The 13,772-nt window shown below is 68.9% G+C and carries 13 protein-coding genes; 1 reads left to right on the top strand and 12 read right to left on the bottom strand.

Annotated elements, in window-relative coordinates:
- Positions 1 to 148: 148 nt before the first annotated feature.
- On the top strand, positions 149 to 1,963 hold the full coding sequence (locus AB0D49_RS15030) for a glycoside hydrolase family 18 chitinase (protein ID WP_362756666.1): 1,815 nt from the start codon (positions 149 to 151) through the stop codon (positions 1,961 to 1,963).
- 82 nt (positions 1,964 to 2,045) lie between these two features.
- Here the strand turns inward: AB0D49_RS15030 and AB0D49_RS15025 are convergent, their stop codons facing one another.
- The 12 genes from AB0D49_RS15025 to glyA form a co-directional block, all read right to left on the bottom strand.
- Positions 2,046 to 2,492 (bottom strand): DUF2550 domain-containing protein, encoded by a 447-nt coding sequence (locus AB0D49_RS15025; RefSeq protein ID WP_362756663.1) that lies wholly within the window; start codon positions 2,490 to 2,492, stop codon positions 2,046 to 2,048.
- 173 nt (positions 2,493 to 2,665) lie between these two features.
- Positions 2,666 to 3,037, bottom strand: coding sequence for a F0F1 ATP synthase subunit epsilon (locus tag AB0D49_RS15020; RefSeq protein WP_362756660.1), 372 nt, complete (start codon positions 3,035 to 3,037; stop codon positions 2,666 to 2,668).
- Positions 3,038 to 3,166: 129 nt separating this feature from the next.
- Entirely contained in the window at positions 3,167 to 4,603 is a 1,437-nt protein-coding gene (gene atpD / locus AB0D49_RS15015; RefSeq protein ID WP_362756657.1) for a F0F1 ATP synthase subunit beta, read from the bottom strand.
- Positions 4,603 to 5,520 (bottom strand): F0F1 ATP synthase subunit gamma, encoded by a 918-nt coding sequence (locus tag AB0D49_RS15010; RefSeq protein ID WP_362756654.1) that lies wholly within the window; start codon positions 5,518 to 5,520, stop codon positions 4,603 to 4,605. The genes atpD and AB0D49_RS15010 overlap by 1 nt, the downstream gene beginning before the upstream one ends.
- Before the next feature lie 21 nt (positions 5,521 to 5,541).
- Complete coding sequence (gene atpA, locus AB0D49_RS15005; protein ID WP_362756651.1) at positions 5,542 to 7,131, bottom strand: F0F1 ATP synthase subunit alpha; 1,590 nt, start codon at positions 7,129 to 7,131, stop codon at positions 5,542 to 5,544.
- A gap of 136 nt (positions 7,132 to 7,267) precedes the next feature.
- Complete coding sequence (locus tag AB0D49_RS15000; protein WP_362756648.1) at positions 7,268 to 8,083, bottom strand: F0F1 ATP synthase subunit delta; 816 nt, start codon at positions 8,081 to 8,083, stop codon at positions 7,268 to 7,270.
- Complete coding sequence (locus tag AB0D49_RS14995) at positions 8,080 to 8,628, bottom strand: F0F1 ATP synthase subunit B (RefSeq protein WP_362756645.1); 549 nt, start codon at positions 8,626 to 8,628, stop codon at positions 8,080 to 8,082. The genes AB0D49_RS15000 and AB0D49_RS14995 overlap by 4 nt, the downstream gene beginning before the upstream one ends.
- Before the next feature lie 41 nt (positions 8,629 to 8,669).
- A complete protein-coding gene (gene atpE, locus AB0D49_RS14990) occupies positions 8,670 to 8,900 on the bottom strand; it encodes an ATP synthase F0 subunit C (RefSeq protein WP_028804225.1) in 231 nt (76 codons plus the stop codon).
- An 82-nt stretch (positions 8,901 to 8,982) separates the two neighbouring features.
- Positions 8,983 to 9,819, bottom strand: a complete 837-nt coding sequence (gene atpB, locus AB0D49_RS14985) for a F0F1 ATP synthase subunit A (protein ID WP_362756926.1) — start codon at positions 9,817 to 9,819, stop codon at positions 8,983 to 8,985.
- A 210-nt stretch (positions 9,820 to 10,029) separates the two neighbouring features.
- Positions 10,030 to 10,467: a hypothetical protein gene (locus AB0D49_RS14980; RefSeq protein ID WP_362756641.1), complete on the bottom strand. Its 438-nt coding sequence runs from the start codon at positions 10,465 to 10,467 to the stop codon at positions 10,030 to 10,032.
- Between the two features lie 324 nt (positions 10,468 to 10,791).
- Positions 10,792 to 12,192 carry an MraY family glycosyltransferase gene (locus AB0D49_RS14975; RefSeq protein WP_362756638.1) on the bottom strand — a complete coding sequence of 467 codons (1,401 nt, stop codon included), beginning with the start codon at positions 12,190 to 12,192 and terminating at the stop codon, positions 10,792 to 10,794.
- Between the two features lie 264 nt (positions 12,193 to 12,456).
- On the bottom strand, positions 12,457 to 13,719 hold the full coding sequence (gene glyA / locus AB0D49_RS14970) for a serine hydroxymethyltransferase (RefSeq protein ID WP_362756635.1): 1,263 nt from the start codon (positions 13,717 to 13,719) through the stop codon (positions 12,457 to 12,459).
- Positions 13,720 to 13,772: the final 53 nt, after the last annotated feature.

Genomic DNA, 13,772 nt, shown 5'->3' with positions numbered 1-13,772 from the left:
CCCCCCTCGTCACTTACAGAACACCCTTGGGCAATGGTCCAGACCTATTGACCGGTGGTCCAGACCTTTCTATTCTCGCGTCACTACGCCATGCCCATGGCAAGGCGTGGTGACACCCCTGACAACTCCCCATAGGAGGCGCTCCGCAATGCGCTTCAGACACAGAGCAGTGGCCGGGCTCGCGACCCTGCTGCTCCCGCTGGCGACCATGGTGGGGCTCGCCTCGCCCGCCTCGGCCGCCACATCGGCCACCGCCACCTTCACCAAGCCCTCGGACTGGGGCAACGGCTTCGAAGGCCGCTGGACGGTCAAGAACACCGGCACCACCACCATCAGCTCCTGGACCGTCGAGTGGGACTTCCCCACCGGCACCCGGGTCAGCTCCGGCTGGGACGCCACCATCACCAACACCGGCGACCACTGGACCGCCAAGAACCTGAGCTGGAACGGCACCCTCGCCCCCGGCGCCACGGTCACCTTCGGCTTCAACGGCACCGGCCCCGGCGCCCCGTCCAACTGCAAGCTCAACGGCGGCAACTGCGACGGAACCACGGTCCCGGGGGACAACCCTCCGACCGCCCCCGGCACGCCCACCACCTCCAACGTCACCAACACCTCGGTGAAGCTGGACTGGGCCGCCGCCACCGACGACAAGGGCGTCAAGAACTACGACGTCCTGCGCGGCTCCACGGTGGTCGGCACCGTCACCGGCACCACCTACACCGACTCCGGGCTCACCGCCGGGACGGACTACTCGTACACGATCCAGGCCCGCGACACCGCCGACCAGACCGGACCGGTCAGCGGCGCGACCTCGGTCCGCACCACGGGCGGTGACCCGCCCCCGCCGCCCGGCAAGACCAACCTCGGCTACTTCGCCGAGTGGGGCGTCTACGCCCGCAACTACCACGCCAAGAACCTGGTCACCTCGGGCTCCGCGGCCAAGATGACGCACATCAACTACTCCTTCGGCAATGTCCAGGGTGGCAAGTGCACGATGGGCGACTCCTACGCGGCCATCGAGAAGTCCTACACGGCCGACCAGTCCGTGTCCGGTGTCGCCGACACCTGGGACCAGCCGCTGCGGGGCAACTTCAACCAGCTGCGCCAGCTGAAGGCCAAGTACCCGCACCTGAAGATCCTGTGGTCGTTCGGCGGCTGGACCTGGTCCGGCGGCTTCACCCAGGCCGTGCAGAACCCGACCGCGTTCGCCGAGTCCTGCTACAACCTGGTCGAGGACCCGCGCTGGGCCGATGTCTTCGACGGCATCGACCTGGACTGGGAGTACCCGAACGCCTGCGGCCTGACCTGTGACACCTCCGGCCCGGCGGCCTTCAAGAACATGATGCAGGCCATGCGCGCCAAGTTCGGCGCCAACAACCTGGTCACCGCCGCCATCACCGCCGACGCCTCCCCCGGCGGCAAGATCGACAAGGCGGACTACGCGGGCGCCGCGCCGTACTACAACTGGCTCAACGTCATGACGTACGACTTCTTCGGCGCCTGGGCGGCGCAGGGTCCGACGGCCCCGCACTCCCCGCTGCACCCGTACCCGGGTATCCCGCAGGCCGGCTTCTCCTCCTCCGAGGCGATCGCCAAGCTGAAGGCACAGGGCGTCCCGGCGAACAAGCTCCTGCTCGGCATCGGCTTCTACGGCCGAGGCTGGACCGGCGTCAGCCAGTCCGCCCCCGGCGGCACCGCCACCGGACCGGCGACCGGCATCGAACCGGGCAACCAGGACTACAAGATCCTCAAGACCACCTGTCCGCCCACCGGCACGGTCGGCGGCACGGCATACGCCCACTGCGGCAACAACTGGTGGTCCTACGACACCCCGGCGACCATCGCGGGCAAGATGAGCTGGGCCAAGAGCCAGGGCCTAGGCGGCGCGTTCTTCTGGGAGCTGAGCGGCGACACGGCCGACGGCGAACTGGTGACCGCGATCAGCAACGGTCTGAAGTAACAGCACCTGAGCACCACACAGCACCATCGGCGCTCCCCCGGGCCTCGTCCGGAGGGGACCCCCACCCAGCGGGTGAACGCGGCTACGCCACGTTCACCCGCTGTCCGGGTGGGGCCGCCTCGAGCCAGGCGAGAAACCCGGTCAGCGCGTCCTCGCTCATGGCCAGCTCCAGACGCGTCCCCTGATGCAGACAGGTGAGGATCACCGCGTCGGACAGCAGCGCGAGTTCCTCCTCGCCCTCCGGCAGCCGGCGCCCGGCGACCTCGATCGAGGCGCGCTCAAGGACCCGGCGCGGACGCGGGGCGTAGGAGAAGACCCTGAACCACTCGATCCGGTCACCGTTGTAGCGGGCGATGCCGTACGCCCAGCCCTTGCCGCTGGTGTCGCCGGACTCCGGGACCCCCCAGCGCAGCGAACAGTCGAAGGTGCCTCCGGACCGCTGGATCAGCCGGCGGCGCAGCCCGAAGACGAACAGGCCGATCACCACAAGGGCGACGACGATTCCGCACACAGTCAGAGCGAGGACCATCGGCACCGACCTCCTCGTCTCCTAGGTACCTTCGCAGGTAACGGAACGGAAAAAACTTCCATATCTGCCTCAGCCGCGACCGGCACCGGATCGCTCCGGTCCCAGCCGCGGCTGAGTGACATCATTGGCGCGGGCGCTCTCCCAGATCTTAGTCGGCCCGAGAGGTGCCCCGGTCAGCGCGTGGTGGCCGCCTGGAGACGGACCGCGGCGCGCCGCCCGGCGAGGGCGTCGTCCGCCGACTTCGCCCGGTCCAGCGCCCGCTCGGCGCGCTGGACGTCGATCTCGTCCGACAGCTCGGCGATCTCGGCCAGCAGCGAGAGCTTGTTGTCCGCGAAGGAGATGAAACCGCCGTGCACCGCGGCGACGACCGTTCCCCCCTCGCTGGTACGGATGGTCACCGGGCCCGACTCCAGCACACCCAGCAGCGGCTGGTGACCGGGCATGACGCCGATGTCGCCGGACGTGGTGCGCGCGACCACCAGGGTGGCTTCGCCGGACCAGACCTCTCGGTCGGCCGCGACCAGCGCGACATGCAGCTCAGCCAAGGGAGGCTCCTCGGGTCACCACCCGGCCTTTCGTGCCGGGTGTCAGGTCACATTCTAGGGGGCGTGAGAAGAGGGGCCGGGCATGCCCCGCCCCTCTTGGCTCACGCGGGGTTCACGAGGGAACCGGTGTCAGGAGACGCCCAGTTCCTTCGCGTTCTTCTTCAGGTCCTCGATACCACCGCACATGAAGAACGCCTGCTCCGGGAAGTGGTCGTACTCGCCGTCGCAGATCGCGTTGAAGGCGGAGATCGACTCCTCCAGCGGGACGTCCGAACCGTCGACGCCGGTGAACTGCTTGGCGGCGTGGGTGTTCTGGGACAGGAAGCGCTCCACGCGACGGGCACGGTGGACGACGAGCTTGTCCTCCTCGCCCAGCTCGTCGATACCGAGGATCGCGATGATGTCCTGGAGGTCCTTGTACTTCTGCAGGATGTTCTTGACGCGCATGGCGGCGTCGTAGTGGTCCTGCGCGATGTACCGGGGGTCCAGGATCCGGGACGTGGAGTCCAGCGGGTCCACGGCCGGGTAGATGCCCTTCTCCGAGATCGGACGGGAGAGCACCGTCGTCGCGTCGAGGTGGGCGAAGGTGGTGGCCGGGGCCGGGTCGGTCAGGTCGTCCGCGGGGACGTAGATCGCCTGCATCGAGGTGATCGAGTGACCACGCGTCGAGGTGATCCGCTCCTGGAGCTGACCCATCTCGTCGGCCAGGTTCGGCTGGTAACCCACCGCGGAGGGCATCCGGCCGAGCAGGGTCGACACCTCGGAGCCCGCCTGGGTGAAGCGGAAGATGTTGTCGATGAAGAACAGCACGTCCTGCTTCTGCACATCGCGGAAGTACTCCGCCATGGTCAGACCGGCCAGCGCCACCCGGAGACGGGTGCCCGGGGGCTCGTCCATCTGGCCGAAGACCAGGGCGGTCTTGTCCAGAACGCCGGACTCCTCCATCTCTGCGATGAGGTCGTTGCCCTCGCGGGTGCGCTCACCGACGCCCGCGAAGACGGAGACGCCCTCGTGGAGGTTGGCGACACGCATGATCATTTCCTGGATCAGCACGGTCTTGCCGACACCGGCACCACCGAACAGACCGATCTTGCCGCCCTTGACGTACGGGGTGAGCAGGTCGACGACCTTCAGGCCCGTCTCGAACATCTCGGTCTTCGACTCGAGCTGGTCGAACGCGGGGGCCTTGCGGTGGATGGACCAGCGCTCGCCCTCGTACTGCTCGTCGACGTTCAGCACCTCACCGAGGGTGTTGAACACCTTGCCCTTGGTGAAGTCGCCGACGGGGACGCTGATGCCCGTGCCCGTGTCGGTCACCGGGGCCTGGCGGACCAGACCGTCGGTGGGCTGCATCGAGATGGTGCGGACCAGGCCGTCACCCAGGTGCTGGGCGACCTCCAGGGTCAGCGTCTTCTGCTCGCCGGCGTTGGCCGGGTCGGCCACCTCGACGTGAAGGGCGTTGTAGATCTCCGGCATGGCGTCGACGGGGAACTCCACGTCGACGACCGGGCCGATGACCCGGGCGACGCGGCCCGTGGCAACGGCCGTCTCAACTGTCGTCGTCATTACCTGTCACTCCCCGCGGTCGCGTCGGCCAGGGCTGCGGTGCCACCGACGATCTCGCTGATTTCCTGGGTGATTTCGGCCTGTCGGGCCGCGTTGGCAAGTCGGGAGAGCGTCGTGATGAGGTCTCCCGCATTGTCGGTGGCCGACTTCATCGCGCGCCGCGTGGCGGCGTGCTTGGAGGCGGCCGACTGGAGCAGCGCGTTGTAGATGCGGCTCTCCACATAGCGCGGCAGAAGGGCGTCGAGGACGTCCTCCGCCGACGGCTCGAAGTCGTACAGCGGAAGGACCTCGCCCTTGGTGGAGGGCTCCTCCGCGGCCGACTCAAGACTCAGCGGCAGCAGCCGGGAATCGACCGCCGTCTGCGTCATCATCGAGACGAACTCGGTGAAGACGATGTGGATCTCGTCCACCCCGCCGTCCGCCGTGTCCCGCTCGATGGCCTCGATCAGCGGAACGGCGACCTTCTTCGCGTCCGCGTACGTGGGCTCGTCGGTGAAGCCCGACCACGACTCCGTGACCTTGCGCTCACGGAAGTGGTAGTGGGCCAGACCGCGCCGGCCGACGATGTAGACGTCGACCTGCCGACCCTCGCGCTCCAGGCGCGCGGTCAGCTGCTCCGCCGCCTTGATGGCGTTGGAGTTGAAGGCGCCGGCGAGACCCCGGTCGCTGGTCAGCAGCAGCACCGCGGACCGGGTGACCGTCTCGGCCTGAGTGGTCAGCGGGTGCTTGGTGTTCGACCCGGTGCCCACCGCCGTGACCGCACGCGTCAGTTCCTTCGCGTACGGCGTGGAGGCCGCCACCTTGCGCTGCGCCTTGACGACGCGCGAGGCGGCGATCATCTCCATCGCCTTGGTGATCTTCTTGGTCGCGGTGACGGAACGGATGCGACGCTTGTAGACCCGGAGCTGGGCTCCCATGAGTCAGGTCCCTTCCCTACGTCACTTGGCGGCGGACGGGGCGTCCTCGCCGAGCAGCCTGCCGTCCGAGGTCTCGAACTGCTTCTTGAACTCGGCGACGGCGTCGTCGATCGCCTGGATGGTGTCGTTCGACATCTTGGCGCCCTCCTTGATGGAGGTCATCAGGCCCTGCTCCGAGCGGTGCAGGTACTCCAGCAGCTCCTTCTCGAAGCGGCGGATGTCGGCGACCGGCACCTCGTCCATCTTGCCGTTGGTACCGGCCCAGACGGAGACGACCTGGTCCTCGGTGGCCATCGGCTGGTACTGCGGCTGCTTGAGCAGCTCGACCATCCGCTGCCCCCGCTCCAGCTGCGCCTTGGACGCGGCGTCCAGGTCGGAACCGAAGGCGGCGAACGCCTCCAGCTCACGGAACTGGGCGAGGTCCACGCGCAGTCGGCCGGACACCTGGCGCATCGCCTTGTGCTGGGCGGAACCACCGACGCGGGAGACGGAGATACCGACGTTCAGCGCGGGGCGCTGACCGGCGTTGAACAGGTCCGACTCCAGGAAGCACTGGCCGTCGGTGATGGAGATGACGTTGGTCGGGATGAACGCCGAGACGTCGTTGGCCTTGGTCTCGACGATCGGCAGACCGGTCATCGAGCCGGCGCCCATGTCGTCGGAGAGCTTGGCGCAGCGCTCCAGCAGCCGGGAGTGCAGGTAGAACACGTCACCGGGGTACGCCTCACGGCCCGGCGGGCGGCGCAGCAGCAGGGAGACGGCGCGGTAGGCGTCGGCCTGCTTCGAGAGGTCGTCGAAGATGATGAGGACGTGCTTGCCCTCGTACATCCACTGCTGGCCGATGGCCGAGCCGGTGTAGGGCGCCAGGTACTTGAAGCCGGCCGGGTCGGACGCCGGGGCGGCGACGATGGTGGTGTACTCCAGCGCGCCGGCGTCCTCCAGGGCGCCCCGCACGGAGGCGATGGTGGAGCCCTTCTGGCCGATGGCGACGTAGACGCAGCGGACCTGCTTCTTCGGGTCGCCGGAGCGCCAGTTGTCGCGCTGGTTGATGATCGTGTCGACGGCCAGGGCGGTCTTGCCGGTCTGACGGTCACCGATGATCAGCTGGCGCTGGCCGCGGCCGATCGGGGTCATCGCGTCGACGGCCTTGTAGCCGGTCTCCATCGGCTCGTGCACCGACTTGCGCTGCATGACCGTGGGGGCCTGCAGTTCGAGGGCGCGGCGGCCGGACGTCTCGATCTCGCCGAGGCCGTCGATCGGGTTGCCGAGCGGGTCGACAACGCGGCCGAGGTAGCCCTCGCCGACGGCGACGGACAGCACCTCACCGGTGCGCTGCACCGGCTGGCCCTCCTCGATGCCGCTGAACTCACCGAGGACGATGGCACCGATCTCGCGCTCTTCGAGGTTGAGCGCGAGGCCCAGGGTGCCGTCCTCGAACTTCAGCAGTTCGTTGGCCATGGCCGAGGGAAGGCCCTCGACCTTCGCGATGCCGTCGCCGGCAAGGGTGACCGTACCGACCTCCTCGCGCGAGGCCGCGTCCGGCTGGTACGACTGGACGAAGTTCTCCAGTGCGTCCCGGATCTCCTCCGGCCGGATCGTGAGCTCCGCCATCTGGGTTCCCTGCTCTCCTTGTTGGGCCCGAAGTTTCACTTGGGGGGATGGGGACTCCCCCCTGAAAGAGGTGAATCCTCTGCACGGCCCAACATGGGCCGTATGTACTGCTCTGCTTGTTCAGTTGCGGCGGGGGTCAGCCCGCCAGGCGGCGCGCGGCGTCCTCGATACGGTCCGCGAGGGAGCCGTTGATGACGTCGTCACCGATCTGCACCCTGATCCCGCCGACGACCTCGGGGTCGACGTCGAGGTTCAGATGCATCTGGCGGCCGTAGAGCCCCGCCAGGGCCCGGCCCAGACGCTGCTTCTGCTGGTCGCTCAGCGGAACCGCCGAGGTGACCACGGCGACCATCCGGTTGCGGCGGTCGGCGGCGAGCTTGGACAGGGCGTCGAGCCCTGCTTCCAGGCTACGTCCACGCGGCGCGGTGACCAGACGGGTGACGAGTCGCTCGGTGACGGTGTCCGCCCGGCCGCCGAGGAGGCTGCGCAGCAGCTCGCTCTTGGCGGCGGTGGTGGCCTTGCGGTCGGTGAGCGCGGCACGCAGTGCGGTGCTGGAGGCGACGATCCGGCCGAACCGGAACAGCTCGTCCTCGACGGTGTCGAGCGTGCCGCGCCGCTGGGCGGCGGTCAGCTCGGCGGTGTCCGCCAGTTCCTCCAGCGCGTCCACCAGGTCGCGGGTCTGCGACCAGCGGGCGCGGACCATGCCGGACACCAGGTCCGCGGTCTCGCCGCCGACCTGGGCGCCGAGCAGGCGCTGGACCAGCTCGGCCTTGGCGTCGCCGGGCTGCGCCGGGTCGGTCAGGACCCGACGCAGCGAGACCTCGCGGTGGAGCAGCGCGGTGACGGCCGCCAGCTCGTCGCCGAGCCGGGCGGCGTCCACGGACGTGGCGTCCGTCAGCGCGTCGAGCCGCTCGCGTGCGGCGGCCAGGGCCTCGCGGCTCGCCCCGTTCATCGTGCCGCCTCGGCCTTCTCCTCGAGTTCATCGAGGAAGCGGTCGATGACACGGCTCTGCCGGGCGTGGTCCTCGAGGGACTCGCCGACGAGCTTGCCGGCCAGGTCGGTGGCGAGCTTGCCGACGTCCTGGCGCAGCGCGGACGCGGCGGCCTTGCGGTCGGCCTCGATCTGCGTGTGACCTGCGGCGACGATCTCCTCGCGCTGACGCTGGCCCTCGGCCCGCATCTCGGCGATGAGTGTGGCGCCCTGCTCCTGGGCCTCCTGGCGCAGACGCGCGGCCTCGTGCCGGGCCTCGGCGAGCTGGGCCTTGTACTGCTCCAGGACGCTCTGGGCCTCGGTCTGGGCGGCCTCGGCCTTCTCGATACCGCCCTCGATGCTCTCGCGGCGCTGCTCCAGAACCTTGTTGATGTTCGGGAGGAGCTTCTTGGCGAGGACGCCGAAGACGATGACGAAGGCGAGCAGGCCGATGACAAGCTCAGGGATCGGCGGAACGAGCGGGTTTTCCAACTCCCCCTCGGCCGCCAGAATGAGCAGCTGGCTCATGTCAGTGCCTTTCGTCTAGTGGGCTGGTCGTCTCGGAACGATCAGGTGCCGTAGACGAACGGCATGACCAGACCGATCAGCGCGAGCGCCTCACAGAAGGCGAAGCCGAGGATCTGGTTGGCGCGGATCAGGCCGGCCGCCTCGGGCTGACGGGCCAGGGCCTGGGTGCCGTTACCGAAGATGATGCCGACGCCGACGCCGGGGCCGATCGCGGCGAGGCCGTAACCGATGGAGCCGAGCGAGCCGGAGACAGCGGCAAGGGTCTGGGACATGCCAGTTCTTCCTTCTTCTTTACGGACCGGTGGGGGTTGGCCACCGGACGTCTCGGGAGGGGGTAGGGGCCGGGCTGCGCGCTCAGTGGTGCTCGGCGAGCGCGCCCTGGATGAAGGTGCAGGTCAGGAGGACGAACACATAGGCCTGAAGGGCCTGGACGAACAGCTCGAAGACCGTCATCACCAGGACCATGATGAAAGAGACACCCGCGTAGGCGATGCCGATGCCGTTGAGCAGGTACCAGGTGGCGATGGTGAAGAGCAGCAGCAGGGTGTGCCCGGCGAACATGTTCGCGAAGAGTCGGACCGCGTGGGTGAAGGGGCGGACCAGCAGGTTCGAGAAGAACTCGATCAGCATGGCCAGCGGCAGGACCGCGCCCAGCTCCTTGTTGTAGCCCGTGAAGTTCTTGAACGCCCCCACGAAACCGTGGCGCTTGAAGGTCAGCGAGACCCACAGCACATAGACGATCAGAGCCAGTCCCGCCGGGTAGGCGATGATCGAGGTGACCGGGAACTGGGCGACCGGGATGATCGACCACAGGTTCATGATCCAGATGAAGAAGAAGAGCGAGACGATCAGCGGTACGTACTTCTCGCCCTCCTTCTTTCCGATGGTCTCGTAGACCACGCCGCGGCGGATGAAGTCGTAGCCCGCCTCGGCGACCATCTGGAGCTTGCCGGGGACGACCTTCGGCTTGCGGAACGCCGCCCAGAAGAACCCGAGCACGACGATCGTGCTGATCAGCGCCAGCAGCATCGGCTTGTTGAAGTACAGGTTGCTGTCCGGGTCGCCCCACAGGGGTTCGAACAGGAACGAGTGCAGGCCGGGAGCCGGGAAACCACAGTCGGCGAAGATGTGGCAGTCGGTCTCGAAGGCGAGCACCTGCGTCGGGTCAGCACTCACCGCGGGCTCCTTCAGCGTGGCGCATGGGTACGGCAACCTCGTTGTGTCGGCGCGGCACGAGGCCGCGGTTCGGCACGGGACTGGTGTTTCTGGTGTGGGGGCGGCGGTTCGGCGTCGAGCCTCGCGTCGGTACAGGCGTCAGCTCGAATGCCCGCGCCCGCTGTGCCGCAGTTGGCACCGGACGATAGCAGCTTGTCGAACGCGTCCTTATCCCGGCCCTACCCCTCACGACGAGGGGCCCGTCTTCTCGGGCCGGGGGGCCGTCGAGGACTCGGGTTCGACATAGAGGATCTTGGACTTCATGTGCGCGTAGGTCTGTGCGCCGATCCACGCCAGGGTGGTCGCGACCAGGGTGATCGCGAAGGAGCGCGGATTGAACAGCGTGGTGTTCTTGAAGGCGGCGAGGAAGACGAAGAGCAGCAGGATCTGAGCCGCGTAGAGCATCAGGCCCATCGCCTGGAAGAGGTGCGGAAGCGATCTGGCGGTCTGCTGGAGCACCAGAAGTCCGATGCCCATGAAAAGAATCGTCACCAGCGCGGCCACTCCGGCCCCGAGGGCCCCCTCGCCACCGGCGATCACTCCGCTGACCACGGCGGCGACGGCACCCACGGCGGCCGTGGGAACGGCGGCGTGGATGAGCATCCGGGCGTCATTGGACGGCATGGCGGCAACTCCGCTTTTTCACAGGGGGGCTGGGGTGTCGTCATGGACGAGCGTAGTCCCCGGGCCGAGCGGGAAACTCACGCCAATGGACCGTCGCACTACGGTCCTTCGGCCCTGTCCCGGGTTCTCGTGAACGGTATCACAAACTATTTGATGAGGTCTTTACCTGGCGCTGTGCCTACTGTCACACATGAGAGTGAACTTGCCCGTCTGTGCAGGCGGAGCGGTGACTTGTCTGGTATTAGGGCGCTTCGTCACCGCCCGGTTCTCCCATGAATTGGCAATGCTCTAGTCAGATTCTTACCTTCGGCGTCAGCTCCGGCGTCAGCGCGACGACCCGGCTTTGCGCCGATCCAGGAGCCGCGAACGGGGGCCCAGCGCGGTCGCCCCGTTGACCCCGTTCACCCGTGCCTTGGTGCCGTTCACGCCGGAGCCGCCGGGCGTCCCCGCCCCGGCCGGGGCGAGTACCGGGGCCGACCCGTCCGGTTCCGCTTCCTGGACGGCGCCCGCCTCCCCGGCGTACGCAGGGGACCCCTCCAAGGCCCCGTCGACCGGTCCGCGGCGGCGGTAGCGCGGCGGTACGAAGGACTCCGCCCAGCGCGGGGCACGCGGGGTGAACCGGGGCAGCAGAAGCAGCACCAGGCCGAGGGCGCTCAGTACCACCACACCGAGCACGATCCACATGGACGCGGAGTTCACGGAGTACGTCAGCGCCCCGAAGGCGATCAGCGCCGACCAGAAGTACATGATCAGCACGGACCGGCTGTGCGAGTGGCCGATCTCCAGCAGCCGGTGGTGCAGATGCCCCCGGTCCGCCGCGAACGGCGACTGCCCGCGCCAGGTGCGCCGCACGATCGCCAGGATCAGGTCGGCGGCCGGGATGGCGATGATGGTGAGCGGCAGCAGCAGCGGGATGTAGACCGGCACCGTCTGGTGCACGGTGTTGCGCTCCGAGCCGGAGAACAGGTTCATCACATCCGGGTCGACCTGCCCGGTCACCGAGATCGCGCCGGCCGCCAGCACCAGACCGATCAGCATCGAGCCCGAGTCGCCCATGAAGATCCGCGCCGGATGCATGTTGTGCGGCAGGAAGCCCAGGCACATCCCCATCAGCACGGCCGCGAACAGCGTCGCCGGGGCCGCCGCCTCGATGCCGTACGAGTACCAGATCCGGTAGGCGTACATGAAGAACGCCGCCGCCGCGATGCACACCATGCCCGCCGCGAGGCCGTCCAGGCCGTCCACGAAGTTCACCGCGTTGATGGTGATCACCACCAGGGCGACCGTGAGCAGGGTGCCCTGCCACTGGGTGAGCGCCACCGTGCCGATGCCCGGGATGGGCAGCCACAGGATGGTCAGACCCTGCATCACCATCACACCGGCGGCGATCATCTGCCCGCCCAGCTTGATCAGGGCGTCGATCTCGAACTTGTCGTCCAGGACACCGATCAGCCAGATCAGCGCGGCACCGCTGAGCAGCGCCCGCGGCTCGTTGGACTTCTCGAAGACCTCGTTGAGGTTGGTGAGGTGGTCGGCGACCAGCAGACCGGCGCACAGACCGAAGAACATGGCGATACCGCCGAGCCGCGGGGTCGGTTCCCGGTGCACGTCCCGGGCCCGGATCTCCGGCATCGCCCCGGCCACGATCGCGAACTTCCGTACCGGCCCTGTCAGCAGGTACGTCACCGCGGCCGTGATGCAGAGCGTCAGCAGGTATTCACGCACGGGCTTCCCCACAGGTCTCGCTGGCCATCACAGCCCCACACCCTAGCGAGGGACGCATATGAGTGGGGACTTCCGGGTAGCGACGATGGTTGCACGTATCGCTGTGCAGAGTTGTCGCCTTCTGCTGTGCACGGTGGTCACGTCTGGTGGTGCCGGTGTGCAGAGAGATAACGGACGAGGCCCCGCGAAGGTGTCCGCCCGTGCACCCGACCGCCGGAACGCCCCCCGATCCGACTCCCGCCCGCCCGGCGCACCCCGGCCCCTTCATCCGGGGTACGGGCATCCGGGGTACGGGGGGAAGGCCGCGGCCAGCTCCCGTACGTCCTGCCTGGTCCGGGCGCCGTCGCCGCGGCCCCGCACCGCGCCGGCCAGCAGCCCGGCGATCCGGGCCATCTCCCGCTCCCCCATCCCCTGCGTGGTCACCGCGGCCGTGCCCAGCCGCAGCCCGCGGCCGTTGCCCCGGGGCAGCGGACAGCAGTCCAGCACCATCCCGGCGGCGGCCAGCCGGCTCCGCGCGGTCCGTCCGTCGACGCCCAGCGGCGCCGGGTCGACGGCGATCAGATGGGTGTCGGTGCCGCCGGTGAGGACGGTCATGCCCTCCGCGGCCAGCCCGGCGGCCAGCACCCGAGCGTTGGCCACGACCTGGTGGGCGTAGGTGGTGAAGGCGGGCGCCGCCGCCTCGCCGAACGCCACCGCCTTCGCCGCGATGGTGTGCATCTGCGCCCCGCCCTGGGTGCAGGGGAACACCGCCCGGTCCACCCGCTCGGCCAGCTCCGCCCCGCACAGCACCATCCCGCCGCGCGGCCCGCGCAGCACCTTGTGCGTGGTGGCACACACCACATCGGCGTACGGCACCGGATTCGGCGCCGCTCCCCCGGCCACCAGCCCGGCCGGATGCGCCGCGTCCACGATCAGCCGGGCGCCCACCTCGTCGGCGATCTCCCGGAACAGCGCGTAGTCGAGATGCCGGGGGTAGCAGATCGAGCCGCAGACGATCGCCCGGGGCCGCCGGGCCCGCGCCAGCTCACGGACGCCGACGTAGTCGACGAGCCCGCTGTCCGGGTCGACCCCGTACCCCGTGAAGGCGAACCAGCGTCCGGACAGATGGGCCGGGGAGCCATGGGTGAGATGCCCGCCGTGCGCCAGGTCGAGGGCGAGCACCGGGTCACCGGGGCGCAGCAGGGCGGCGTACGCGGCGAGCACCGCCGCGGAACCGGAGTGCGGCTGCACATTGGCGTGCACCGCCCCGAACAGCGTCCGCGCCCGGTCCACCGCGATCCGCTCCGCCACGTCCACCAGCTCACAGCCGCCGTGGTACCGGGCGCCCGGATAGCCCTCCGCGTACTTGTTGGCCAGCGGGGAGCCCAGCGCGGCCAGCACGGCGGGCGAGGTGAAGTTCTCGGCGGCGTTCAGCTGGAGCGTCGTCGACTGCCGGGCCAGCTCCGCGAGCAGCACCTCGGCCAGCTCCGGGTCCTGGCGCCGCAGGACATCCGCCCCCGGCGCCCCTGGCTCATGGACGACCGTCATGATCCGCTCCGCGCGTCGACACTGACGTACGTCCAATGTAGGCCGGGCCCGAC

Origin of the sequence: Streptomyces sp. NPDC048290 (assembly GCF_040652095.1) — a bacterium.
Lineage (GTDB): Bacteria > Actinomycetota > Actinomycetes > Streptomycetales > Streptomycetaceae > Streptomyces.
The sequence above is the reverse complement of the archived record's forward strand: the minus strand, read 5'-3'. Positions and strand labels throughout refer to the sequence as shown.